Consider the following 25,584-nt stretch of genomic DNA (forward strand, 5'->3'; position numbering starts at 1 on the left):
TACTACCCTCTATTACTTACAACGCTTCAATTCAACATCCATTGCATCTTTCCCCATTCCCTTTGCTTTAGCTTGAGCTGCCGCCGCATCCATATTGGCAAGACGCTTCTTTGCGGCCATTTGAGAACCAATAGAACGATTTACGCCACTATGCCCAAAATCATCTAGTGTAGGGGGCTTTTTAGGATCATATTTGACATCAAAACCACCTAATTGCATATCTGGATTATGTAAGACATCTAATCCTTCTAACGTTTTTTTAGCATTATTTTCAGCCATTCTTTCTATTTGGCCTTTCGATAATTGAGGTTGCTCTGTTTTTAATTTTTTATATTCAGATTCCTCTAACTGTCGTTGCATATCTTCTCGGATTCTTTGTTGCTGAGTACCTGTTCCAGCCCGCTTATACTTTTCATAAAGTTGTCTGTTCTGTTGATACTCCTCAACCGTCAGACGGTTAAGCCCTTCCTCTTGTCGCTTAAGCTGGCGATCAAACTCGGCATCTAGTTCAGCCTGAGACTTACCAGTCTTTTTACCCCAACTATTCTTCAACCCTTTTTTCGGTTCCAAACACGGCTCAACCACATGCTTTGGTTTCATTTTCCTTGGTGGTGGAGGTGTTTCTTTCTTTTGACGATGGCTGGTTTCTGTTTTTTTACCAGAACTAACATTGGCCTCATAACGCCCTGTAGGGGTGTTCTTACCACCACCAGCATGTGCCATTGCTAATGGTTGTTGAGGTAATAAACGACCAATTGCCTTATCTACTTCATCACACAACTGATCAATATACTTTTTGATGGTGCTTAAAACATGGTTCAAGGTTGCCTGAAATTTTGCTAAGGCAACTTTCAATGCACCATTGAACCTTTTCAAACACTTATTAATGACAAATAGGATTCGGTCAATATTATTTTTTAAGGCAGTAAAACCTTGTGCCGCTATGCCTTTCCATGGTCGAGACCTTAACCATGCCTCTGGTGCCTTACCCCATGGACATTTAATTTTGAGCTTTGTTAAAGCCTCCTCAAAATACTCCATGAACTTAAATAACTTGACCTTGCTAACATCTTTTGCCCGGCTTGATTTCACAATCGTTTTGATTGCTGAACCAACTTCAGGAATGATCCCCACACTTGTGAGAGCAAGTGCCATATAGTTATCTTTCGTTCGGGCTTTCTCATCCGACAAGGTGATAAAGTTGGCAATCAAATCACGGATATCACACACCTGATCAGCTACAGGTATAAGACTAATGAGTCCGCCAACAATAATCTGAGACATTGAAGGGTCTTTATTAAAGTCACCTTTGAGCATACCCCACAACCAGCTCCCTTGATCAGCGATTACTTTACTGGTGTTATAGTGAGTCACAGCCTCATTGTAATGAGCCTGCCCACTGTAAAATAATATCTTTTCCCACCATGACAGATTAGGATCAGGCTTACTTGTATCATAGGTCATATAACCTTTATACATAGCTGGATTGTCATTGAGATACTTTGCTAAATTTTCAGCGCCATACCAAAACTGTTGTTGTATTTCCGTAGGTCTCTCTGCGATCTTTGACCAGAATTGTTGATTTTGAGGATCTGGCATAATTCTTTATTCCTCTTTTCCAGTCTTTGTACTGCTTCCAAGTCGAGTAAACCAGTCATCTAATTCTAAAGCTGGAAATTCATCTTTACTTTGGTCTTCCCCATATTGAACTTTGGCACGCCCAGCAGGTACACCACTCACTACCGCTTTACCTGAAGCATCTAATTTTCCTCTACGGACGGAACCATCGGATAATAGAACTTCATAGTCCGCACCTTTAACAGGTGTGCCATCGCTATGTAGATATTCCAGCAATAAGTCATCAGTTTTGATTTCTTGTGTGGGTAAAGAAGGTAAAACATAATTAGCCTTTGCCCCCCCCATAAACACATGCTGTCCAGCCTTCACCTCAAACTTACCGCCAGTGACAGAGAAAATACCTGAGCTATTAATCTTGATTTGGGAACTACCTGCCGTGATAACGATTTCTTTAGAAGCACTAATCTCTATTTTGTCTTCCGTAGAAATGATCTGGATACCTTTACGGGCAATTAAATCTGCTCCATCACCTTGGGCTTGTATTTCAACCTTGCCCTTACCAGCATAGAGCCTTACGCCCTGTTGAGCTGCAAAAAGGCTGATTTTGTTTTGGGCATGTGCAATCAGGTTTTTCTGAGTGCTTAGGCTAATGCTGTCCCCAGCATTTTGGCTTAACTGACCATCTGCACTTAAATGAATGTCTTCATTACTGGCTAGAGCAATACTGTCAGGTGCGGTTAAAACCATCAAGGCTTGCTTAAATGCAGCAGCTTTCTCTTGGTCTTTTTCTTCAATCTGTTCCAAGAAAGTTTTTAGGTTTTCAAGCATTTCCAATGGATCAGTTTGCTGATTTTTGGCAACTTCACTGAGTGCCTTGGCATTGTTCAGACCACCTTCGATTTGTTGCTTGGCCTCGGCTGCGTCTAGGTGTACACCTTGAGCTTGGTCTTGTTTATGGGTGCTAACGAGTAAGCCTTTACCTGCTCTAACCGCGCCCCACTGATCAGTTCTGAGTTCAAAGCCCTCACCACGGCCATCACTTTCCGCCTTGTCTTTTGGATGGCTTAAGTTACCCAAGTTTAGCTGACTAGCTGCATGGCTGCTTTGTAGTTGGGCACTGATTTGCCCAGTCGTATCATCAAAACGGAGTTGGTTAAAGCCTTTACCATCAACCTCTTCAGAACGTATACCACTCAACTTTTTAGTGTCGGGGAGTTGTCCTTTCTGGTCAAACTGGGTTGGATGACGGTCGGCTTCATGAATACGTCCCACTACAAACGGTCGGTCAATATTGCCGTCAAAGAAATCAACGACCACGATCTCACCAACGCGTGGTAAAAACCGTACTCCATATCCCTTTCCAGCCCACGGGGTTACAACATCAACCCAAGCCGAATCAGTATCGTTGTCGTTACTCCCTGCTCCACCATCATGGCTGTGGTCATCAGCTCGGGTAAACAGGAATCGGACTTTAATACGGCCCCACTGATCAACATGAATACTTTCACCTTCAGGTCCCACTACTTTGGCACGTTGCACAGCGGCTTGAGGTCGATATTGTAAAGGCTGGTATTCTGGAACAGTCTTGATATGGCGACGCTGTAGAATCAGTTGATTACCTTGGCGTTCATCTGTCTGATTAATTTGCCAATGGCTTTGTTGAACTAATGCTTGAATTTGCTGGTTTAAGTCTTTCGGTAAGTTATTCTGGTTGTAGTAATGCTTACCGATAATCAGAAACTCTTTATCCGCGCCGTTATGTAGGTCAATTTCAGGATGTTCATTCAGTTCAAACCAGTAGCCAACTTGTGTGTCTCGTACTGTGGTTTGAGCAATAAACTGCTTGGACTGAGCATCATGAAAAGCACTTAAGTTCTGGTTAAATTTTTCCAGTTGTTGATTACTTGCGGAGGTTGCGCCATCTTCGCCGTTTAAATCTTGCATCCATGCCGGACTAAAGTGCCATGCATCTTCAAGACTTAAACTTTGGTTGTCATAGTTAGCACTATGCTGATGTGTACTTTGTACAGTGCCTGCCCCATCTGTTTGCTGTAATACATCTGACTGCCAGCGCTGCACAAAAACAGAGGTCGGCTGTAAACTACGACCAGCAATCAAGCTGGTCATACTGTCAAATTGTTCAGTTGCATGACTTCGATGGTAACGGATCGTTCTTCTAATCAGCGCCTGATACTGGCTATTGTCATCAATAAGACGTAACTTTTGTGGCTGAATATGATCTGTATTACTTGGTACGATTAATTCTGCTTCATCAATCAGCCAGTTAATGCCTTCACTTCGCCATAAGCGAGTTAGAAAGTCATAGTCACTTTCGTTCAACTGCATAACGAAAGGGCGTATGTCATACGCCTGTTTCAAACCGCTTAAATCTAAAGTCAGACTAGAAGCAAATAATGGGCTTTTACCCTGCCACTCCTGAAATAAAATTTCAGTAATTTCTCGAACACTCTTATTCATAAACACACGACTATTTCTGCGTTTATGCCAGAGATAAGTTGGATCACTTATGGCGAGCTTATATAAGGTTAAAGCACCATCACTTTGTCCCTGTGAAACTCCAGTAATAATCCCTGTAGTACGAAACAGTTGGCCCTGATCAGTGACCTGATCAACAGCAACCTGTACACCAATAAATTGTTTAAGTGCAATATGGGCATGGGTTGATAAGCAAATCAACTCTGCCGTCATGCCCTGATTAAGATAATGTTGCCCATCTATACGTTGTAAAAAAACCTGACTATTCAGGGATGCATCTGAAAACTGGAGATACACTGAACGATGCTGGGAGAGGAAACCAAAACTCTCTAAAATCTGGGCAATATTATTTAACATCACGTTTTTTATAAGTTTGAATCATAATGAGCTATATTTTATAAAATATGTACAGATCTGTCTATTTTTTATATCAATCTCATCCCTGATGACTAGTCTAACAGCCTAGCTATACACTAAAATAACAAGCATAATTATTCAGCAAATTGCACTAACCCATTATGAATGCAGAAATAAAATTCAAAAAAAAACAATCAAAGAAAGAAATTATTCTAACTACAGCAACACAACTCTTTATTCAAGAAAGCTATATCGCTGTGGGGATTGACCGTATTATTGCGGAATCTGACATTGCCAAAGCGACCTTTTATAAGAATTTCCCATCTAAAGAAGAACTGGTATTTGCCTGCTTAAAGGAATTAAAACTCGATATTCAAATGGCTGTGGAAGAACATATCTCAGAAAAGTCAGCTCCTTTAGAAAAACTGGAACAAATCTACCTTTGGTATATCGACTGGGTAAATCAAAATGATGCCAGAGGCTGCCCATTTCATAAAGCACGCATGGATGTAGGCGACCTATATCCATCTATTCTGGTGGTACTGGATGAGTACCGCAATTGGTTATTCAATACCACAACTTCAATTTTGAAGGAATTAGAATTGGATGATCCTATAGCTCTAGCTCATCTATTTCTCTCTATTCTGGATGGCATCATCAATAGTTCGGTTTGTGAAAAAGCCCCGATTAAACCCGAAAAAACATGGGACTTTATACAGACGTTAATTGAGCTCGAAAAAAACAAGAAATGAGCCACTTACTTTAGGCCTTGCTGATAAGTCTTTAGTTATCCACAAATCAATAGGTTCAATAGCTATCAAGTAATAGAATCACATGTGAAATTAATGCTTGGATTTTCTCACTACAAACCTGCCATGAACGAATAATCCAACAAAACCGCCAGAAAAAATTATCATAATTGCCATAATGTCCTTCCACATGACATCAACGCCAAAGAGTTTTAATCCAATACTTACACTAAGAACTAAAGCAAAAATAAGAGCAAAGCTATTAAAAAAATTATGCATAAAAACCACTATTGTAATAATTAAACTTTAATACTTCTCTTCATGAGAATTTGAATACTTCTAAAATGTATAGCAAATAATTTTAAGACTGTCATGTACAGAACGCGATGTTTCAGAAAGTTCCGGATACAATATTTCCATCCGCTCAATGCCCTTTGTCAATCAACAAAAAATAGATACGTGATAAGCCCAGAGAGCGTCCAGCTCTCTGGGCTATCTAAGAATAGATATTTTAGAAATATATGCTCTAAATGCTTATACATGATTACAACGTAACTTGGCGAGCAAACCTTTTAAACCATTCTGGCTCTGGGTCCAGCTCATCCTTGATAGCAACTTTTTCTAAGACGCCCAAAGTTGGTGAAACTTTCCAGATATACTGCTTAGCTCTGGAGTCATTCCAAAGATCATCCAAGTATTTGATATTTGGCTCCAAAACAACAAAATACCGCTCATTTCTTATTTTAGAATCTTTCGCATAAAACATGTCATAAAAAGTCACAAGCACATACGGAACATAATTTAAGCGTAATCCCTTATAATCCCAGACACCTTTCTCTGTTGCCAAACGTAGCAGTTGTTCAAATTCGGTTTTTTTCAGTCCATCAACAATGGCATTACAAGACATATATACAGCATATAAATTTTCCAACACTTCCTGACGCAAGCGTATTCCTTGTTCTTTATCAATGCTTCTAGCTGTCAGATTTTCATATTTAATCCGATTTTCAGGAATACTCGGACAAGAAGTATTTTTCCCATGCCACAAATGTGCATTTCTATCTGTAGTCTTTTCTGCACGTAATTCCATTAGAGATTCACAAAGAGGACACACTCCTCGCTTGCCCTTGTTCAGCATAAACCATTGCACATCTCTAATCTCTCTACTTTCAACTTCTAAAGCATAATTTGGCATTTTAATATTCCTTTCAAACCACTGATGCTGTTATGAAAATAATTTTTAAAATAGAAAATTACAACCAAGCTGAATTACAAAAATAATTCAAAAACGCAACTGAAAAATATATTTTTTTGCAATAGAATGAAATAATCAAAAGCGGTGTTGATTTTTCGGTCAACACCTTTTTTTTCGTTTACAAATTTCGTTCTTATTTCAGTGAATTTTCTCGATTTCAACGCTCATTAAAAGAAGAAAATCTGACCAAATACACATCAATTTACTGCCCTCACACTCTGCGCCAATCCCCTGTTTTCGTATTTACAACCATTGTTCACGGCTCATCTGTTTGGTTTCTACTAATCATTTAGCTTTGTTATTACGCCTGTTATGACGTGCATAAGTTTTTGCTCGAACAGGCGGACTTATAAAAGGTTGCTGTTGGCTCGTTATGGCGTGACCCATAGCGGTACTCCTGTATTTTAAAGGCATAAAAAAAAAGCCACATTGGGAGAAATGTGGCTAAAGATCGACTTAAAGTAATTTTAAAACGCAGCGTAAAGAATTGACTTAGGCTAAACAGGCAAGCTTAAATTAAACTGAACCATTAAAAATGTTATTAAGACATCATTCTTAATGCCTGCTCCAGTCCTCGTTGTTTAAGATTGGCCCCAGCCCCAAACCATGCTGAATCCATCCGGTAGTCCGTTGAAATCGCACGTCGCTCATGATCAACAAACTCCGTGATACTGCACAATAAACCATAAGCTGTATCTTTGGCTGAGGCTAACTCCGCACCACGTCCATGTCCATTAAACATGGTCATGACCTTAGACATAGCACGCCCATTTGGTTCGGTTTTATTGTCAGCTTTGGCTGAAGGCATTTGTTTAGGCGTAGCTACATTGCGGTAGAACTGAATGATACTTTCGTCCTGTTCGGCAATACTCAGGTTCGTGTTGTTAAACACAGCATCAAAGTAAGCTGCTGCTTCCTGTTGGGTGACTTTACGCTGGCTGAGTTGCTTCATTTCATACATGTGTTCATCCCATGCACGAACCGAGATCCCCAATTGTTGCTTGATCTTTTCAGCATCGAACTTGGTACTGTGTGGAACTTTCACCACACCTGAACTGCTATTCTGCCCACGTAAGGCAATCGCTAAGGTGTTATTACACACCACTCGAATTGACGTAAATTGCGCCGTAGTTGCCAATGTGCCATCACATGCTGTTGCCAATAAAATGTAGCCATTACTGACATCTTTACTTTTTAACGCTGCCGATTGTCCCGTTCTTGCCAATGCCCAGAACTTACGTCCACCTTTGAGTACGCCTGCCGTTTCCAGTTCAAAACCTGATTGCTCTGTCAGGTCTCGGTAAAACTCTAGAATTTCTTTGGGCTGGACTTCCTGATAGCGTTGACTCACTACCGAGAGCGGTGCATAAGTATCTGAACGATAAAGCACTCGCTGTTCTTCATAAGGCATCAGAATATTTTGTCCTCGTTCATTCTTTGCCATATAACTGACGTTAGATGATTCTATTCGCCAGTCCATACCTGCTTGTTGTGCCCACACTTCTATCGGCTGATTCTGAGGGAGTTGATTACCTAAGCCATGCCAAGGAGTTTGACCAACGAATGCCATTGTTTCAACGAAATGTGCCATGATTGATTTCCTTTAAGTAATATAAATGAAGTGATTTAAATAATTTAAAAGTTGTAAACGATAAGAATTAAGCGAAGCCTGATTGCTGGATTTCAAAATGCTCCAGACATTGCTCACACTGGTAAAACAAGGTCACCATATTGTCTTGATGCTGAACGTAGAGCAGAAACATGCCCCCAATCACCAAGCCCACAAAACCACCCACCAAAGGATGAACGGGGCTGCGTTTTGATAACTGCATACAGGCGGCTGCCAGAGACATGGGCGAGAAAGATGAAAGCTTTGCGAATACCCCCGAAGTTGGCTCAGTCTGACGGAGTAATGTGATGTGTAATGAATGACAGTAAGGACACTGGTGCATGGTCTTCTTCCTTAAATAAAAGGCATAAAAAAAGAGCCTGCGAAGTCGCAGGCTCTTTATATCTTGATTAGATTTTCTTATTTAATGAGCACGCTGTTTATTTTTACAGTCAGCAACAGCTTGTGGAATAGAACGTAAACTCGGGTGACAAGGATCACTTCGCCCAGGGATATAAATACCTCCAAACTTTCGAGGTTTTACCCCAATAAATCGGACAAAAGTTCGATGGCTAGTATATGGAATCCTTGCCTCACTCATTGCATTATGGACAGTAGCATTACTCAGTGCCAAAACCTGTTCACACTCATTGAACATAGATACTTTAAATGTTCTTTGGACTCCACTTTTTAAAACGCCACGATACGTACAGTTCACTTGCCCTGAATAGCCTTGTTGTTGAATTAAATAGGCGGGTACTTCATGTGACTGTAAATCCAATGCATAAGTTGAAATGCTTATGGTTGCAATTCCAATACCTAGAAATAGTTTTTTCATTTCAATTTCTCTTTATTGAATAAGTCATTAAATTTCTTTTTGATTTGGTTGATAGCAAGGGATAAATTCTTCATAGATTTCCTTACCTGTTTTCTTATCAATTACAACCTGATACCAACTACACTGATATCGTGCAGAGGTAACAACTGCACGATATAAGTATCCATCGCTGCCGAGATCCATCCATCCTTCCATAGCGACCACAACATCCGATACATTTGGTCGAGCAAAAACTTCATTGGCAAAGGTAGGCAGATTGGCTTGGATAAAAGCAGACATTTTCTTGACAGTTGTAGGTGCTTGATCAACTCTCTGTAACCCATAGGCAGTAGGATCATCTGTCATATCTAAGCCTTCATGATACTCGGCATCAATTTGTGCAAGAAGTTGAGCATTATTGAGTTTCTTATAACCTGGGGCTGTAAAGTCAGGAAAACCTAGTTCAGGATAAACTTCTCCAGTTCCACTACCTTGCAGAATATTTCCATTGAGCTGACTAGAAACACGTTTGACTTTAATCGACTCACTTTTGGTTTCTGGTTCTGCCACAAATTCAGATTCAGTCACTTCATTTACAGGTTCAGATACTGCCGCTTTCTCAACAACTTGTGCGGGAACTTTCACTTCTGATTTAGGTTTAAGTAACTTGTCATAGCCGACCCATCCTGCAAGCACCACAACAAGTGCAGATAAAACGCCAATAATAAAAGTCTGAGTATTCTTAGGTTGTGTTGTCATCATGCTTCCCCCTTTCGGTTTCATGAAATGGCTTTATGAATGAGAGCAATTCGTCAGATCTCTCATTTGGGTAATATGTACTTAAAATTTCTTTATTTATGTTTTTCCTTATTGAGGGCAGTTTGATCAAAAGCAGGGACTTCATCTCCGGCATTAATGCTTGTCACTGCTGTATCATCATGACTCATTGCAGGACGGCGGATATCTTCAAGCATCTGCTCTGTTGATTGATCCCGTGCATGGTCATAGGCATAAAACAAAGCAAAAGACAGGATAAAAATCACTACATAAGCTGCATACCATCTCCAGCGCCGTTTCAAACGTTGTGTATTTATCTTCATCGGCTACACTCCAAGATAGGCTTTTAATACAGCTCTGGCCTGATTGAATTGCTGGGCTTGTTGCTCAATAAGATGTTGTACTGATTCTGGTAAAGTCTGGTATTTATCAGGGTGGAAATCTGCCATCTTTTTTCGGTAAGCAGCTTGCAGGGTTTGTTCACTCAATACTTCGGGTTGAATCTCAAGAAGTTGGCATGCCTGTAGTTGCTCCGTAGTCAAATCAGAAACTTTTTCCTGATTTATTTCACCTGCCAGACATTGATAGATAATTTTGACGAGGTCAGGAAAGACAGCTCTAGAGACATTAGCTACACGACATAAATGGGTCATGAAAAGATCAGCCTGATCCTGCTCAACTTGACCGAGTGCCATGGCATAGACCAGTTGCTCAATCATCTCCCTACGGAAGTTATAAGCAAGTCTATCCTTCAGTTCTGCCAGACGATGCAACAGGTCTTCATAATCAAAGCCCATCTGTTCATTCAGTAGCTTTTCGACATACTGATGCACTGCTTCATCATTCAATTTAGTAAAATGATCGGATACAGCATCTCTCGATCGGGTATTCCATTGACCTGCACTAAACGTAATAAAATAGGCAAACAGATCAATCATTATCTGCATACCTGCATCAATGTTTATAATCGTCCCTTGTCTGCCCTGACAACATTCATTTAGGAATGCCACCAAAGTACGAACTACGCCTTTATCCAATTGGGTAAAGTTCAGCTCATCCTGACCATTGATCAAAATAGAACTCGTGATCATCCCAATATCAGCTTCTACTCGCTGGATGTGTTCAAACAGATAAACCTGCTCATCCTCAAAGTTGGCTTTATAAAATAAGCCCTTTGCCGTTAGACACATCCCAACCTTGGCACTACCAAATACCGTGTCATCAATCAGTATCAAGACCTCATTAGGATTCACGCCGTGAGGAAGATAGGTCATGGCACCTTGCAGCTTCTTATTAGGAATGACTGGGGCAAAATAAATGTTGTCATTACTTCTTAATAAGGGCACCCACTGACTCTTCTGGAGCAGGTCATGTATACGTGTTGACATGATACTTTCCCCCTAGAAGAACCAACGTATAAGTGCAGCAGGCCAGACTAAAGCACCGCCAAGTAAATAAGCACCAGACTGTCCCGGATATTCCCAAATGCAATACAGCCAGTAACTAATCACAATCGTGAAATAGAAGGTAAAAAACGGATGTTTCATAATCAAAACTCCTAAATTGAGTTGCATAACCCCTTCCCGTTGCCCGAACAGGCAACAGGAAATGAGTGCTTCAATGATTTGCTTAAGGCTTTAAATATTTGGTGTTAGAGCTTATCCACGCATTGCTCACCGGACTGATACATCACACGGTCCAGATCGGCAGGAAGGTAGCTCATACGTTCAATTTGCCGCATGACTTTACGACCATAATGTTCTTCAACCTTGTCATAGACACAGGAACAATAGCTGCGGCTGCCACCCATGTTGTAACAGCCCTGCTTCACGCCCTTTTCAAACTGGGAAGAACAACCATTTAGGATCAGAACACCGATACCTAGTACACCCATCAAAATTTTATTTATCATCGTTATATCCAGTGACTTGGTCATGGAGCTTAGGCTTTTTTTAGGCAAATTGAGGCCCTGCCACGGTGTATCTCACATGACATTTTTTAAAGTTAAATTTTTAGACGAAAAAAAAACTAAAGCTTGAGGAACCAGATGTTCATCAAACCCTATTAAAACTAATCAGGTGTTATAAAAAAAATATGCATAGCCAACTCCTTATATTTGGAGTTCTGCCAAAGCATTAATTTAGAATTATGGTGGCAGAACGAGAAAGGGTTGACAGACTGGGTAAGACTCCAGCACACCATAGGTGTCCCTCTCCCGTCCTACCGCAACGGGAGGGAACGAGAGGTACACATAAAATTACTCCTCAGAAGGAATAATCTGATGCGGTCTTACACAATGGTCTGTCAAAACCATACTGGCAATGTGGCCAGCAGGCAAAGGATAATGCGCAATATTTAAGGTGTCAATGATCTATCGACTAAGTCGTCAGGTGATTGTTATTGTTTTTCATTAGATTAATTCTTTAAACTAACCATTAGGTAAATTTAAGGATGGTTCAGTGTTACGGCTAAAGTGTCTCGGTGGTCCACTGTATGGACAAGAATATTCCCATGCACATGATGAGTTTATTTTTAAAGACAAACAGACAGGAAAGCAGACGCGTTATCGAAAACAGGCTTTAGACTTTACCCCACCCCAAGAGTTTTTTGTAGCAGAGTCAATTTCTAGTACCGTAGCCTACAATCTTGCATTGCAATTGATAAAAGAGCCTTATTAAAATTAGAAAAAACTATATATTCAAACCTTAGTCGTATCTTAATTGACCCTACTTTTAGAATGTGCCATGTTACTAAAATCATTAATCTTTTTAGGAAAAGACATGTCAATTCCAATGAACCCTTATGAACAAGAAGAATTTTCTGATACAGAAGAACAGAAAGAAGAGCAAATTCAGAAAATCATGATTGAAAAAGGCTGCTCTGAAAGTGATGCCAGAGTAATATGGCATGATGAATATGACAACTCTTAATATATTTGCTGGTCATTGGAGCCTAATCAAATAGGTTCCGATGGCTTTTTTTTATATTTTTTTAAAACAAATAAATATCAGAGTATTTTCCATTTTTTCAGTAGGTTAAACTTAAGTTTGTATATGTTTCATCTGGAAAATTCACTGTAACTTCGGCCTTATAACAATGCAACCTCCATCAAATACACCAGAAAATCGTCAAAAAAATATGCGCCTGTTAAAGAGCATCTTGAACAAGCAACAAAATAAAAAAGCTAACTTTAGCCAACTCATCAGAGAAATGCCGATCTCCACCAATGAGCAGAATCAGCTTATAAAAGGCATCAGTAAAAAAGTAAAAGAAATATGTACAGAGATTGAAGAAGCCAAAAAAAATAATCAGGAATTGCCTTCTGTCAAAATCACTTATCAGCTTAAGTTTGATAATGACCCGACGCCTTACACAATTATCATTCAAGACACCGAAATCATCCCTGAATACCTATACAAGTCGGTTACAGAGCTTACATTCAAAGATATTCTCTTTATGAGACAAGGTAACTTGCACAGTAAGGATGAATATGTACAAATTTTCACTGCTGTCGCAATAACCTTTTATCTGATTATTGAATACTTTCTAGGTGAGCCTTCCAATCTCAACCTATCTTTGAGCGAACTGAATACGCAATTAGTGCAGCTCATGGAAAACCAGCCCGGCTATTCAGACTTCGTAAACAATATTGGCTATAGAGATGATGAGCACCAGACGCTTTATAATCTATTTTTGTGCACATACGGTCTACAGCAGACACTCAAGGCCTACCACTTGTACTATAAGCTCTATATCTTGACTGAAGTAAAAAGCAGACACCAACACTTATATAACGATGTCAAACATTGGGAAAAAGAAGTCGGTTTTTACGAGCTTAAACCTGCCTACAAAGAAGTATATGGCTTCTTAGAACGTCTGATTAACGACATGATAGACAGAGGGCTATTAGTAAAATATCAAGTAAAAGGTCCAGATAATATTCGACCAAGCATTTGCCATGACCACAGTCTGCTTAATAATAAAAAACTATTAAAAAACCTTCATGCCAAAGAGTTCAGTGAAATTGGTAACACACAAAAAAAGGCCTACTATCAGGAGTATGCCGACTTCCTAATTCACCTTATTACAAGTGATATTACTTTACATCGACATCAGTATTCATCACTTGAACAAGCGTATTCAACAATCAGTGATCACTATCTCACTCATCTTGAAAAATTCATTGAAGAACGTAAGCAACACCATCAGCACAATTTAGATATTAAACCTGAAAACTATCCCCAAAATATCAAAAAGTGGCTAGAAGAACACTTTGGTAAGGATAAAGCCAAAGCACTATTTCTAAAAGGCAATGAAAATCATGAGCTTAGTCAATAAAAAAACCACTCGGTTATATCTACGGTAGAAAGTAGTAATTTTTTAAAGTGCCATCCACGGACCTAAGATAATTTCAGCCTAGGTCCCCTCTTATAAATCGTTCCAGAACTGGAACATAGAAGGATGGTAACTATGCATATGTTTTTAGTTGTTTTTTTATCTCAAAAATCTCGTTGGGAAAGTGCATTTTTCATTGATTTTGCCTTAAGAATATTTGGGATAATACTATTATTTATATTACTCCTCAGATATCTAATCTTATCCGCTATCAAACATACTCATGTTCTTTACTCTACTCATTCTAGTGTTTGTGCTCAACACAAAACACTAGATAAAACACTTATCCCTACGCTTAAGGGAGAAGTGCAATGAGAATTAGCCATCAAGAACTTATAGCGAATGTACTCTGTGATCAGACAGAGATTCCTGCATCTGATCTTACCTCTGCACGACTTCTATTCGGTGACTACCGGATAGAACGCACGTTACAAATCTCAGACTTTGTCCACGAATGTAGTAAGACCACGTTGCCAGCAGCAACAGTCAAAAAAACAGCTAAAGGAACAGGTATTGTAAGATATACCCCTTGGTTCAGAAGCAGTGTTCCTATCTTTGATGAACTAACGATAGATCCGAATGATCTTAAACAGTTCGAACTATGTGCGGAGGTCAAATCCTTCATGCAGGCACAAGATGACATGGATAGTTCCCCAAGTACCTATGGTCTATTTGAGAACCTTAAATCAGCCAGTTTTGATTATTTAAAGTCACGAGTCGATGTACTTAATGAGTTTGTTGAATCGATACGCAAACAGTTAAGCACTCCTGAAGTAAAGCAGGCTATTCAACAGAGAATGAAGCAGAGCCAAGAGAATTTAGCTTCATGTAAGCATATGGTGAATAAACTCTTTATGAAGTACAGCGCACTCACAGTTCTACGTATAGATTTCGCTTATAAGCCAAAGCATGAAGATATGCTGAACCCTGAACTAGCGGACCTTGATGAAGGTGAGCTACATGCCCCCCATCAGCTTGAGTTATTGAAAGAACAAGTTCATCAATTTCTAAACAATCGTCGCGGCAATAAGACACTTAAGAAAATTATTGCGTACATTGTTAAATTCGAGCATGGAATTCGCAAGGGGTATCATGCGCATCTGATTTTATTTCTAAATGGCAAGAAGTATTCTAACGACAGTTACTATGCAACTTACTGCACTAAATATTGGGTCAAGCTAACCAATGGTAAAGGCTGCACATATAACTGCAATCTATCAAAGAACAAATACCGAAAGCTAGGTATTGGTCTCATCAATTATCACGACAAAGAAAAACGAGATAATCTCATGATTTGTCTTCAGTATCTCTGTAAAGCTGAACAGTTCTTTATCTTCAAGCGTTTAGGAGCAGCTAAATTTAAACGATTACAGAAAAGTTTAGCACCAGTAATCATCGCAGGTAAAGCCAAAGCTGGACGTCCAAGAAAATATAAAGGCTGTTAAGAGGTACTATTCTATGCAAACGAATTCTAAAATCACACAAAGTCATGCGATTGCAGCCATGTCTCAAGTACCCTTTAGCTCTACAACATGTCTCTATACGATTGAACAAGCTTGTCAGCACGCATTGAAAACAAGTTCGATCTATACAACACAGATTGATGAAGATGGTCAGGAACGGATTTATTTAAATAAATCTGGTCATAAACTTACCTCTTTAATGCCAACCCTCAAAGACTGCCCTTTCTTAAACGGACGGATAGCTCATGCCAAAACTCATCCGTTTTTAGAAAGTTTCTATCACGGCTCACAACAGTCGGGGCTGATCTACCTCCAGACCAATCAGGAACCTGATCAGGATTTTTGCCTGAATAATCTTGAACAGATTAAACATTACCTGTTAACACGCCAATATGATCAACGGCTTCAAGACTGGAATAAGCAATTGTCTGAACCTACAGCACAGGTTGACGGTTTTCTCAAAGGTATCAGCAAAGCAGCATCAGGATATGATCTACATGAAATTGTATGTTACTACCCTCTCAATCAAGACATGTACTCAAGTGCTGCTTTTACCAGCCAATCTGATTTTGCGGAATCGATGGATACAGAAATCACCCGACTCATCTGCCAAAGTGAGGAAAATGCTGTGCTTGGTGTATTGGTTAAAAATGAAGTATCCCTTCACCACCAACTCGTTCGCCGTTTTTTAATCTTTACAGAATGTCAGTACATTGATGACCCATCTAGTTTTACCAATCTAGAATTCATAGATGAGGTCAAACGCCTGATAGAACCGAATAGCCTGAATCGTGTTGTATTAGCACCCAATCACCTGAATGGATTTTTATCAAGTAACCGATTCCTTAAGAAATCCTCTGATTTCAAGGAGCAAATAAAACGATTGAAAGCTTATGTGGTTGGTACAGATAAGCTCATCAGAGTGGGTGGAGTACAGCCTACTTTTAAAGTTTTATTTTCTAAATTTGAAATTAAGCAGTAACCGAGAGATTTCACAATGGGAGTATTTCAGTTAAAAACCGCTGATTACCTGTTCATGAAATATCGCACTATGACTGTTGAACTTATGACGGTAGTACAAGAATATTACCCTCATTTAAGTAAGGCGGAAGCGCTGAGAAAGGCAAATAATCAAGAATTTCCTTTCTCGGTCTTTAAAATAGATCCAAGCAAACGTGCACCATTTCTGGTACACGTTCAAGACTTGGCTGGTATTTTAGACAAAAAGTATTCTGAAGCTGCTAAAGACTTTGCTACGTTTCATCAATGAGGCGTAGCACCTCTTCCAATTGAATTACATTTCGCCTTGACTTCACAGAAACATAACGCTGTAAGCTACCCCAAGAATCATGCAAACTTACTTTCTGAATTTCAGGTATTGTAAAACTTTGTTCTGCAAGTCTCGTACAACCTTCATGTCTTAAATCATGAAAGTGCAAATCCTCAATTCCCAACATTCTACAAGCATCACGAAACTCTTTTCCTATGGTTTTCGGATTCAACGGCAATAAAAGCTGCTTATCATACCCTAATTGAAGCATACGGCTTCGAACTTCATTATCTAACAAAAGTTCAATTATTCTTTTACATGGTTCCAACACTTCAAAAGACTTATGATTGCCTTTTGAACCATTTGGGTTTTTCAAATCATAAACTTTCCATGCAGAATGGTAAGAATCATAATCTTGCAGCCATAAGCGTGTTAACTCTGCTTCACGTCTGCATGAAAAAATTGCAAACCAAATAATTAAATGCATTGGATACTTAGTGCCATATTTATTTAATTTCCAACGTTCAGCAAAAAATTTCGTTAAAGTAACTAAATCTTCATTTGTGGGAAGCCTATCTCTAACTTTACTAGAAGAGATTTGGCGAGTTTTTCTAAGCTGTGCTGTAGCTTTGTCAAAGTTACTTAAATCAATCTCTGCACCCCACATAACAGATGCATGAGATAGCACGCCTCTAATATGTAATAGCTCATGCTGCTGTGTACTTGTTGCAATAGGTTCCAAGCCAAGATTCGGCACACCTTTCCGTCTTAGAGCAACATGCTCAGCCAAATGTGTTGAATGTATTTTTGTGATAATATTGCGCGCGATTGGCAACTTCTTAATTAAGAGTAGAGCATAGCGTTTCGTCCTTCCGTATTCGCTCCCAACTTCATCCAAGTATTTATCTATGGCATCTGACAAAGTTAGGTCAATCAGTTGTTCTTTGCCAAGTAAAATATCTGGATTTTCTTGAATCTCGACTTCTCTTTTTTTAAGCCAGTTTTCTGCCACTTTTTTTGAATAAAATGTTTTGCTTTCAGAATAAGCTGGATAGCCTTTTTTATTGATCCGGATAGCAGCTCGGTAACTAACGTTTCCATCTGCACCTTTTCTGGCAGTAATTGACCCCATAAATTTACACCATTAACCATTTTTTTCATTATGGTGTAAAATTTGGTGTAAATGCAAACCGATTAACGCAGCTAAACATGAGTTCCCACAGATTCAAACAGGTTGCAAAACACTGATTAAAGGTATGATTTTTAATGACTATTAATAAAACCATTGAAACTATTAAATCTCCAAGAATCAGTGTAGCTCCAATGATGGATTGGACAACGAAGGATTATCGATTCTTTGCGCGCTTGTTTAACCCAAATGTTGTGCTATACACCGAAATGGTGACCACAGGTGCGATTCTATTTGGTGATGCAAAGCGCCATTTAGACTACAGTGCACAAGAGCATCCTATCGTATTACAGTTAGGCGGTTCAAACCCGCAAGAGCTTGCGACTTGCACAAAAATGGCTGAAGACTGGGATTACGATGAAGTTAACCTCAATGTAGGCTGCCCAAGTGATCGTGTACAGAACAATAAAATCGGTGCTTGCTTAATGGCAGAACCAGATTTGGTTGCTGAATGCATTCACACTATGCAAAAAGCAGTAAACATTCCGGTAACGGTGAAACATCGTATCGGGATTGATGACATGCACTCTTATGAAGAGATGCTTCATTTTGTAGATACAGTTGCAGCAACAGGTTGCACTCATTTTGTAGTTCATGCCCGTATTGCTATTTTGAAAGGCCTGTCACCAAAAGAAAACCGTGAAGTTCCACCTTTACGCTATGAAGATGTCTATCGTTTAAAACAAGAGCGCTCACATCTCACCATTGAAATTAACGGCGGGATTAAAACGTTTGCTGAAACTCAAGCACATTTACAGCATGTTGATGGCGTCATGATTGGCCGTGAAGCCTACCATAATCCGTACTTACTCGCGGAAATGGGTCAGCTTTGGAATTTGGAAGCTCCAGATCGATTCGAGATTATGGAACAAATGCTACCTTATATTGAACAGCGTATGGCTGAAGGTGCTCCACTCTCCATCATTACACGTCATATTTTGGGTTTATTCCAGAATTTACCAGGTGCGCGTAAATGGCGTCAGGCGCTAAGTGGCGGAAATGCAAAAACTTTAGCTGATGTAGAACAGGCTATTTGCAACATGCAAGCAGCTTTAATTCGTACTGAGGAATATTTAAAAGACCATCAGGCTTAAGCATGTGATGGCTTCTTAAATTGTAAGAAAATGTGGCATTTTAAATCAGGGACTTAGATTTTGAGTATATTCGCAATGACTGAATTAAAATATTCAAATTTAAGCTCTGATTAATTATTTTTAAATAAAAATATCAATAACTTAAGTTAAATTGTTTTTGTGTTTCATTTTAATGAATATCTTTTGATCTCTTAGTAGCAATATTTGGAAAAAAGATACGTTATTACATAACGCAAACAAAACTTTTAAGGTACGCCTATTAGTATCTCTGAACGCCACAGGTAGGTGGTGATTTTTTTAATATGGATATAGATAGTACGGTAGAGATTTCACGATGATTATTTATGACGGACAAGTAGCTGATAATTATATGTATCAGGATTCAAATCAGGCAGCCATTGTTGTATCCCACAGCACTCCAAGTCTTCCTTATCCTTTCACCATGAAACCTAGTAATCATCAAACTGAAACTTCCGATACTCCAGCAATAGATGTTGATAGATTCGTAGCTAAATTAGAAAGTATTACCTCAAGACGCAGTAAAGCTCGTTGTGCACGTAGTATCCGCCTTGCTCTCGAATCTGCTGGTGCAGATATTCGGAATCACCCCATTGCAGCTTCAGACTGGGGAGATACTCTCAAAAAGATTGGCTACAAAGAGATAGATCCATCATTTGATGAGCCACAAGAAGGCGATATTTACATCATTCACAGAACTCGCAATCACGTTTATGGACATATTGCTGGATACACAGGAAGTGAATGGGTCTCTGACTTCAAACAAAACAGCTATGATGTCTATAAAGATGATAGCGTCACTTATACTTACTATCGTTTAGGGCAACCTACCTAAGCATCGGGTTTTTCAATCCTTTTCAAATATGCCAAGCAGTTGATCAGACAGAATTTTTAAATCAGGTTTGGCTTCTTTTTTGCATGATTTTCATATTGTACTTGTCAAAAATGATGATGTAACTTTATGAAAAAAATACTCTTAGGTGGTTACTTACTGACATCGTTTAGTTTAGCGTATGCCATTCCCGATACAAACGTTATAGAAGTTTTCAAAAAAGTACCTGAAAAAAGGATTTATCAACCACAATATTTATTGAAAGGAACGGCTCCTCAAGCTCGGATCCATGTCATGCGAAAGCAATATTTAAATGGATTACTAGATTGTCCTTCTGTGATTTTTCACGATAAGAAAAAAATTCTATCTCTGCACTCATTTGAAGAAGCAACAATTTTTCTAGAACCAGATAATTACTATATTCGCTATGCAATTAATAATAGTGGTTGCATCAATTTAGAATTCTATCAACATAAACACCCTAAAATAGACATTATGTCTCAGGAGCGTCAGTTAGACGGTGATAGCGAATATACGTTTCTTATTAGCGAGCACACCGGGCTACAATAATTATTTCAGCATATGGTTAAAGATATCTCCTACTCACGCTTGTAGCAGTTCGTAGATATGTTCAGCATAAGATTGAATCAGATTACTTTGGTCTGTTCTATAAGCTAAAACCACTTCAGAGAAAAGGTTCTTATTCTCCAGCGGAATCAGTTTTACATTTTTGGGTAATATTTGTTCAAATTCTTGAGGGACAATACTAATACCCAAATTTGCAGCGACTAAGTGTAATTGGGTTATCTTACGAGATTGGACTACCGCTGCTTTAGGCAAGAAGCCAGCTCCTACACACAAGTTTGAGACTAGATAGCTCAAACCTCCCCGCTTTGGATGTGGAGTTGAAACAAAATATTCATCTACTAAATCTCTTATTTGGATACTTTGTTTTTGTTTAAATTTAGGGTGATCAATATAGACAGCGACAAATAAGGGCTGTTCATATAATTTCAAAATCGTTATTTCTTCAAGGCTATGCAATACTGGTGGCCTAATAAAACCAATATCAATTTCTCCACTCATTAAAGCTAAGATTTGCTGCTCCGATGACAAGGTATTCACCTCAAAATTTATCTGCTTAGCTAAGCTAATTTCTTTTAATATCTGAATCTTTTTATGATCCATGACAATACTGCTTGAGTGAGCAATTTTAATCTGACGGTTTTTCCCTTCCGAAATACTTTTAGAAAGATCAATAATTTCATTTAAGTAGAGCATGTTATCTTTTATTTTCTTATAAAAGACTTCTCCTGCTGCTGTAAGCTTTACTTTCTTGTCAGCACGATCAAATAGTTGAAAGTTAATCTCTTCCTCTAATAATTTTATCTGCCTACTCAAAGCTGATTGAGCAATAAAGAGCTTTTCCGAAGCAGCGGTAAAGCTCCCTTCTTCTACAATTTTTATGAAATATTGAAATTGTTTTAAAGTAAGCATTTCCATCTCAAAATTAGATCATTAAGCCTATTTTCTATATTAGATTAGATAGATTACCTTCGCTAGAATTTTATCAAGACCATTCACTTGATTAAATTATTCATGAAGTATTTAAAAGGTTTCACCATATTCACTGTCGTTATTCTAATTTTATGGTGCTTTAAATTTTACGATCAACAGCTTCCAACACAGCCCAAACACGACACGATAGAGTTATATGACTAAAAAAGAAAAAAGCATGCCCAAACCTAAGAGCATGCTTTTTTAATATTTAAACTAAGCTTTCTTTAAATCAAGTTTCTTTAAAACTTCAGCTACTGCAATCATGGCAAAACTTGAAGTCACAACCACCGCTGAACCATAGCCACCACAGCGTAAACCAGCCGATGGACATACATCTGCACTTGAGAATGGGTTATCAATCGAATAAATACAGGTAATTCCAAATTTCTCTTTTGGTTTTTTACAAATACCACGAGCTCGAAGTTGACTACGTAACTTGGCCAACATCGGGTCTTGTTCGGTTTTTGATAAATCCGCTACACGAATTTTAAGCGGATCGAGCTTACCGCCTGCTCCACCCGAAACAATCAAAGGAATTTTGTTAAAACGGCAATGCAGCATTAAAGCCAACTTCGCTTTAACGTCATCAATACAGTCTAAGATAATATCGGGGACAGGATTTAAAAGCTCTGTGACATTCTCTGGTGTAAGGAAGTCATCAATAATATGTACTTTAATACGCGGGTTAATCTGGCGACAACGCTCCGCCATAATCTCAACTTTTTCACAGCCTAATGTAGAAGTCATCGCTGGTAGCTGACGGTTCACATTTGATGCCGCAACAACATCCATATCCACTAATGTGATTTCACCAATTCCGGTACGAGCCAAAGCCTCTACAGCCCAACTGCCCACACCACCAATACCAATCACCATTACATGACTTTGCTCGTAATGTTGAAACGAGGAATCACCATAAACTTTGGCTACACCTGCAAAACGACGTTCATATTCATCTTGTTGGAGATCGGTCATTGTTTCTCTTTGGGGGATATAAAACACGGTGGCTATTTTACTGCTTTTCAGAAGAAAGTGTATTTCATATCAAAGAAAACTTGAGATCGTGATATTTGAATTCACGGTAAGTCTTGTCACTATAAGTCAAATTATATTATTTAAGATTTAAGTCATCATTTACTAGCGCGACAGGCGGCATGGATGCCGCCCAGTTGGGCTGCGGTATAAGGACATACCGTCAGCCCGACAAAGGATTTTTGCCTTGCGCTGTTTTAGTCACAGCTCATTATCCTTAAAAAGTAAAGATACGCTTATAAATCCAATATTGGCTAATGCACAGTCATTATAAGGCCGCGCTAACTTTATCGATTTATGAAGCAATCAAATTTCGAAGTACATAATGCAAAATACCACCAGCCTTAAAGTACTCGACCTCATTTAACGTATCAATTCGGCACAACACATTAAAATGACTCGCTACCCCATTGGGCCGTTTTACATCAACTTCAAGAATTTGATGAGGTTGAATCCCATCCAGCAAACCACGGATTGATATCACTTCATGACCCGTTAAGTTAAGAGATTGGCGAGTTTGCCCATCAACAAACTGTAATGGCAACACTCCCATACCTACTAGGTTTGAACGATGGATACGCTCAAAACTCTCTGCAATCACTGCTTTCACGCCTAATAAATTTGTTCCTTTTGCAGCCCAGTCCCGTGAAGAACCTGTTCCATATTCCTTACCGGCAATAATCACAAGAGGTGTGTTTTCTTGTTGGTAAAGCATCGCTGCATCATAAATGGCAAGCTTTTCACCACTTGGAATGTAAATAGTATTACCACCCTCTTCACCACCAAGCATTTCGTTTTTAATACGAATGTTGGCGAAAGTTCCTCGCATCATCACTTCATGATTACCACGTCGAGAACCATAAGAGTTAAAGTCTTTTGGATCAACTCCTTGCTCTTGTAAATACCGACCTGCGGGACTATCTTTTTTGATATTCCCCGCTGGTGAAATATGGTCAGTTGTGACCGAGTCACCTAAAACTGCCAAAATACGCGCCTGTTCAATATTCTTAATTGGCTTTGGTGGCTCTCCAATTCCTTCAAAGAAAGGAGGATGTCGGATATAAGTCGAGTCATCGGCCCATTCATAGGTCTTGCTCTTTGGAATCTGAATCGCTTGCCAACTCGCATCACCATCAAAGACCGCAGCATATTCTTTATGGAACATCTCTGTATTTACTTTCTGCAAGACAACATCAATTTCTGCCTGACTTGGCCAGATATCTTTTAAATAGACGGGCTGTCCATCTTTACCCTCACCAAGAGGCTGTGTGGTCAAATCGGTTCGAATATTCCCAACTAAACCATAAGCAACCACGAGAGGCGGTGAAGCTAACCAATTGGTTTTAACTAATGGATGTACCCGTCCTTCAAAGTTACGGTTACCAGAAAGTACAGATGCAACATTCAAATCATGACATTGAATTGCATCTTCGACTGGCTCGGGTAATGGGCCTGAGTTACCAATACAGGTTGTACAGCCATACCCCACCAAGTTATAACCCAACTCATCTAAATACGGCGTAAGCCCAGCAGCCAACAAATAATCAGTCACGACCTTAGAACCAGGTGCAAGAGAGCTTTTCACCCATGGTTTTCGTTGTAAGCCTTTTTCAATAGCTTTTTTAGCAAGCAAGCCTGCCGCTAACATCACGCTTGGGTTAGAAGTATTGGTACAAGAGGTAATCGCAGAAATAACAACATCACCATGATTTAACGGATATTCCTGCCCTTCAATCACACAAGATGGACTTTCATGTTGAATATTTGCTTTTTTTGCCTCTACAGCAGTACCACCACCTTCATTTTCTAGACGTTCTTTTGCTTCTTTTGCTGGTTTTAGCGTTAACTCCATGAGCGCATTAAACGTTTTAGGCACTTCTGATAACAGCACTCGGTCTTGCGGGCGTTTTGGTCCAGCCAAACTTGCTTGCACCGTGGTCATGTCTAAACTTAAAGTATCTGTAAAAACAGGTTCATCACCAGCATTTCGCCATAAACCTTGAGCTTTACTATAGGCTTCAACGAGCTCAATACGGTCTTCATGACGTCCTGTCAGTTTCAGATATCCTATAGTCACTTCATCTATTGGAAAGAAACCACAGGTTGCACCATATTCTGGTGCCATATTGGCAATGGTTGCACGGTCAGCAAGAGGCAAATCTGCCAAACCATCTCCATAGAACTCTACAAATTTACCCACCACACCTTTTTGGCGAAGCATTTGAGTAATAGTGAGTACCAAGTCTGTTGCTGTAATACCTTCTGGTAATTTTCCTGTAAGTTTAAAACCGATGACTTCAGGAATAAGCATAGAGATGGGTTGGCCCAACATTGCTGCTTCAGCCTCAATACCGCCTACGCCCCAGCCTAAAACACCCAAGCCATTAATCATGGTCGTATGTGAATCTGTTCCCACTAAAGTGTCAGGAAAAGCAAAAGTTTTGCCTTCATCTTCTCCCAACCACACTGCTTGGGCCAAATATTCTAAATTGACCTGATGGCAAATCCCCGTACCCGGCGGCACTACACTAAAATTATTAAATGCAGACTGCCCCCAACGTAGAAACTGATATCGTTCGCCATTACGCTGCATTTCAATATGTACGTTTTCTTCAAAAGCCTGATCATCGGCAAAATAGTCAACCATCACCGAGTGGTCGATCACCAAATCTACAGGAGATAAGGGATTAATCTTCTCTGGGTCTCCACCAGCTTGAGCCATGGCTGCTCGCATTGCTGCCAAATCGACTACAGCGGGTACCCCTGTAAAATCCTGCATTAAAACTCGAGCAGGTCGATATTGAATTTCCTGTTCAGAACCTTTGGTTTTTAACCATTCTGCTAAGGCATAGATGTGTTCAGTTTTAACGCTAAGTTGGTCTTCAAACCGTAATAAGTTTTCCAATAATACTTTTAAAGATTTCGGTAGTTTGGCAATATCCCCTAGCGTTTTCTCTGCTTGGGCTAAGCTAAAAATCTGATAATTGCTGGAACCTACTGTTAGCGTCTGTAAAGCATTAAAACTATTGATATTGCTATACTTAGCCATTGGGTTATCCTCCCATGTCTGGCAATGTTATTTTTCACGTTTTT

General features: G+C 39.3%; 26 protein-coding genes. 11 read left to right on the forward strand and 15 right to left on the reverse strand.

Annotation, left to right across the window (positions count from 1 at the left end):
• Window positions 1-12 precede the first annotated feature (12 nt).
• Together tafE and RMB13_RS18940 are read right to left on the reverse strand one after the other, a co-directional pair.
• Window positions 13-1,599, reverse strand: a complete 1,587-nt coding sequence (gene tafE, locus RMB13_RS18935) for a type VI secretion system effector DNase TafE (protein WP_311086058.1) — start codon at window positions 1,597-1,599, stop codon at window positions 13-15.
• A gap of 6 nt (window positions 1,600-1,605) precedes the next feature.
• On the reverse strand, window positions 1,606-4,434 hold the full coding sequence (locus tag RMB13_RS18940) for a type VI secretion system tip protein TssI/VgrG (RefSeq protein ID WP_311086059.1): 2,829 nt from the start codon (window positions 4,432-4,434) through the stop codon (window positions 1,606-1,608).
• Window positions 4,435-4,592: 158 nt separating this feature from the next.
• On the opposite strand from RMB13_RS18940, the gene RMB13_RS18945 reads away from it, so the two are divergent.
• A complete protein-coding gene (locus RMB13_RS18945; RefSeq protein WP_311086060.1) occupies window positions 4,593-5,183 on the forward strand; it encodes a TetR/AcrR family transcriptional regulator in 591 nt (196 codons plus the stop codon).
• A gap of 541 nt (window positions 5,184-5,724) precedes the next feature.
• Here RMB13_RS18945 and RMB13_RS18950 read toward each other — a convergent pair.
• The 9 genes from RMB13_RS18950 to RMB13_RS18990 form a co-directional block, all read right to left on the reverse strand.
• Complete coding sequence (locus tag RMB13_RS18950; RefSeq protein WP_311086062.1) at window positions 5,725-6,375, reverse strand: hypothetical protein; 651 nt, start codon at window positions 6,373-6,375, stop codon at window positions 5,725-5,727.
• Window positions 6,376-6,976: 601 nt separating this feature from the next.
• Window positions 6,977-8,026, reverse strand: a complete 1,050-nt coding sequence (locus tag RMB13_RS18955) for a DUF932 domain-containing protein (RefSeq protein ID WP_311086063.1) — start codon at window positions 8,024-8,026, stop codon at window positions 6,977-6,979.
• 67 nt (window positions 8,027-8,093) lie between these two features.
• Window positions 8,094-8,387: a hypothetical protein gene (locus tag RMB13_RS18960; RefSeq protein ID WP_128385813.1), complete on the reverse strand. Its 294-nt coding sequence runs from the start codon at window positions 8,385-8,387 to the stop codon at window positions 8,094-8,096.
• A gap of 81 nt (window positions 8,388-8,468) precedes the next feature.
• Window positions 8,469-8,882, reverse strand: a complete 414-nt coding sequence (locus RMB13_RS18965; RefSeq protein ID WP_311086064.1) for a hypothetical protein — start codon at window positions 8,880-8,882, stop codon at window positions 8,469-8,471.
• Window positions 8,883-8,909: 27 nt separating this feature from the next.
• A complete protein-coding gene (locus RMB13_RS18970; RefSeq protein ID WP_311086179.1) occupies window positions 8,910-9,620 on the reverse strand; it encodes a hypothetical protein in 711 nt (236 codons plus the stop codon).
• A 92-nt stretch (window positions 9,621-9,712) separates the two neighbouring features.
• Window positions 9,713-9,961, reverse strand: coding sequence for a hypothetical protein (locus RMB13_RS18975; protein ID WP_311086065.1), 249 nt, complete (start codon window positions 9,959-9,961; stop codon window positions 9,713-9,715).
• A gap of 3 nt (window positions 9,962-9,964) precedes the next feature.
• A complete protein-coding gene (locus RMB13_RS18980) occupies window positions 9,965-11,026 on the reverse strand; it encodes a molecular chaperone DnaJ (RefSeq protein WP_311086066.1) in 1,062 nt (353 codons plus the stop codon).
• 12 nt (window positions 11,027-11,038) lie between these two features.
• On the reverse strand, window positions 11,039-11,185 hold the full coding sequence (locus RMB13_RS18985) for a hypothetical protein (protein WP_311086067.1): 147 nt from the start codon (window positions 11,183-11,185) through the stop codon (window positions 11,039-11,041).
• 104 nt (window positions 11,186-11,289) lie between these two features.
• The gene (locus RMB13_RS18990; RefSeq protein ID WP_311086180.1) at window positions 11,290-11,550 is read right to left on the reverse strand and encodes a hypothetical protein; all 261 of its coding nucleotides are present in this window, start codon (window positions 11,548-11,550) and stop codon (window positions 11,290-11,292) included.
• A gap of 547 nt (window positions 11,551-12,097) precedes the next feature.
• On the opposite strand from RMB13_RS18990, the gene RMB13_RS18995 reads away from it, so the two are divergent.
• From RMB13_RS18995 to RMB13_RS19020, 6 genes are all read left to right on the forward strand, one after another.
• Window positions 12,098-12,316 (forward strand): hypothetical protein, encoded by a 219-nt coding sequence (locus tag RMB13_RS18995; protein ID WP_311086068.1) that lies wholly within the window; start codon window positions 12,098-12,100, stop codon window positions 12,314-12,316.
• Between the two features lie 102 nt (window positions 12,317-12,418).
• Complete coding sequence (locus RMB13_RS19000) at window positions 12,419-12,568, forward strand: hypothetical protein (RefSeq protein WP_171492487.1); 150 nt, start codon at window positions 12,419-12,421, stop codon at window positions 12,566-12,568.
• 166 nt (window positions 12,569-12,734) lie between these two features.
• A complete protein-coding gene (locus RMB13_RS19005; RefSeq protein WP_311086069.1) occupies window positions 12,735-13,976 on the forward strand; it encodes a hypothetical protein in 1,242 nt (413 codons plus the stop codon).
• A gap of 368 nt (window positions 13,977-14,344) precedes the next feature.
• Window positions 14,345-15,478 carry an inovirus-type Gp2 protein gene (locus tag RMB13_RS19010; protein ID WP_311086070.1) on the forward strand — a complete coding sequence of 378 codons (1,134 nt, stop codon included), beginning with the start codon at window positions 14,345-14,347 and terminating at the stop codon, window positions 15,476-15,478.
• Window positions 15,479-15,491: 13 nt separating this feature from the next.
• On the forward strand, window positions 15,492-16,478 hold the full coding sequence (locus RMB13_RS19015) for a hypothetical protein (protein ID WP_311086071.1): 987 nt from the start codon (window positions 15,492-15,494) through the stop codon (window positions 16,476-16,478).
• A 15-nt stretch (window positions 16,479-16,493) separates the two neighbouring features.
• Window positions 16,494-16,766 carry a pyocin activator PrtN family protein gene (locus tag RMB13_RS19020; RefSeq protein WP_000538009.1) on the forward strand — a complete coding sequence of 91 codons (273 nt, stop codon included), beginning with the start codon at window positions 16,494-16,496 and terminating at the stop codon, window positions 16,764-16,766.
• Here RMB13_RS19020 and RMB13_RS19025 read toward each other — a convergent pair.
• The gene (locus RMB13_RS19025; RefSeq protein ID WP_311086072.1) at window positions 16,750-17,898 is read right to left on the reverse strand and encodes a tyrosine-type recombinase/integrase; all 1,149 of its coding nucleotides are present in this window, start codon (window positions 17,896-17,898) and stop codon (window positions 16,750-16,752) included. The two genes, RMB13_RS19020 and RMB13_RS19025, sit on opposite strands and share 17 nt — an antisense overlap.
• Before the next feature lie 134 nt (window positions 17,899-18,032).
• Here RMB13_RS19025 and dusA point away from each other — a divergent pair, with 134 nt between their 5' ends.
• The 3 genes from dusA to RMB13_RS19040 all read left to right on the forward strand — a co-directional run bounded on the left by dusA (window position 18,033) and on the right by RMB13_RS19040 (window position 20,469).
• The gene (gene dusA, locus RMB13_RS19030) at window positions 18,033-19,049 is read left to right on the forward strand and encodes a tRNA dihydrouridine(20/20a) synthase DusA (protein WP_409070795.1); all 1,017 of its coding nucleotides are present in this window, start codon (window positions 18,033-18,035) and stop codon (window positions 19,047-19,049) included.
• A 334-nt stretch (window positions 19,050-19,383) separates the two neighbouring features.
• The gene (locus RMB13_RS19035) at window positions 19,384-19,902 is read left to right on the forward strand and encodes a hypothetical protein (protein ID WP_056482797.1); all 519 of its coding nucleotides are present in this window, start codon (window positions 19,384-19,386) and stop codon (window positions 19,900-19,902) included.
• A gap of 126 nt (window positions 19,903-20,028) precedes the next feature.
• On the forward strand, window positions 20,029-20,469 hold the full coding sequence (locus RMB13_RS19040) for a hypothetical protein (protein WP_311086073.1): 441 nt from the start codon (window positions 20,029-20,031) through the stop codon (window positions 20,467-20,469).
• 33 nt (window positions 20,470-20,502) lie between these two features.
• On the opposite strand, the gene RMB13_RS19045 is transcribed toward RMB13_RS19040, so the two are convergent.
• Window positions 20,503-21,402 (reverse strand): LysR family transcriptional regulator, encoded by a 900-nt coding sequence (locus RMB13_RS19045; RefSeq protein ID WP_311086074.1) that lies wholly within the window; start codon window positions 21,400-21,402, stop codon window positions 20,503-20,505.
• Window positions 21,403-21,498: 96 nt separating this feature from the next.
• Between RMB13_RS19045 and RMB13_RS19050 the strand changes: the two genes are divergently transcribed.
• Window positions 21,499-21,621 carry a hypothetical protein gene (locus RMB13_RS19050; RefSeq protein WP_080547764.1) on the forward strand — a complete coding sequence of 41 codons (123 nt, stop codon included), beginning with the start codon at window positions 21,499-21,501 and terminating at the stop codon, window positions 21,619-21,621.
• A 51-nt stretch (window positions 21,622-21,672) separates the two neighbouring features.
• Here the strand turns inward: RMB13_RS19050 and RMB13_RS19055 are convergent, their stop codons facing one another.
• The gene (locus tag RMB13_RS19055) at window positions 21,673-22,434 is read right to left on the reverse strand and encodes a tRNA threonylcarbamoyladenosine dehydratase (protein ID WP_311086075.1); all 762 of its coding nucleotides are present in this window, start codon (window positions 22,432-22,434) and stop codon (window positions 21,673-21,675) included.
• Between the two features lie 352 nt (window positions 22,435-22,786).
• Entirely contained in the window at window positions 22,787-25,540 is a 2,754-nt protein-coding gene (gene acnA / locus RMB13_RS19060; RefSeq protein WP_311086076.1) for an aconitate hydratase AcnA, read from the reverse strand.
• Window positions 25,541-25,584: the final 44 nt, after the last annotated feature.

This window comes from Acinetobacter sp. V102_4 (genome assembly GCF_031799005.1).
Lineage (GTDB): Bacteria > Pseudomonadota > Gammaproteobacteria > Pseudomonadales > Moraxellaceae > Acinetobacter > Acinetobacter calcoaceticus.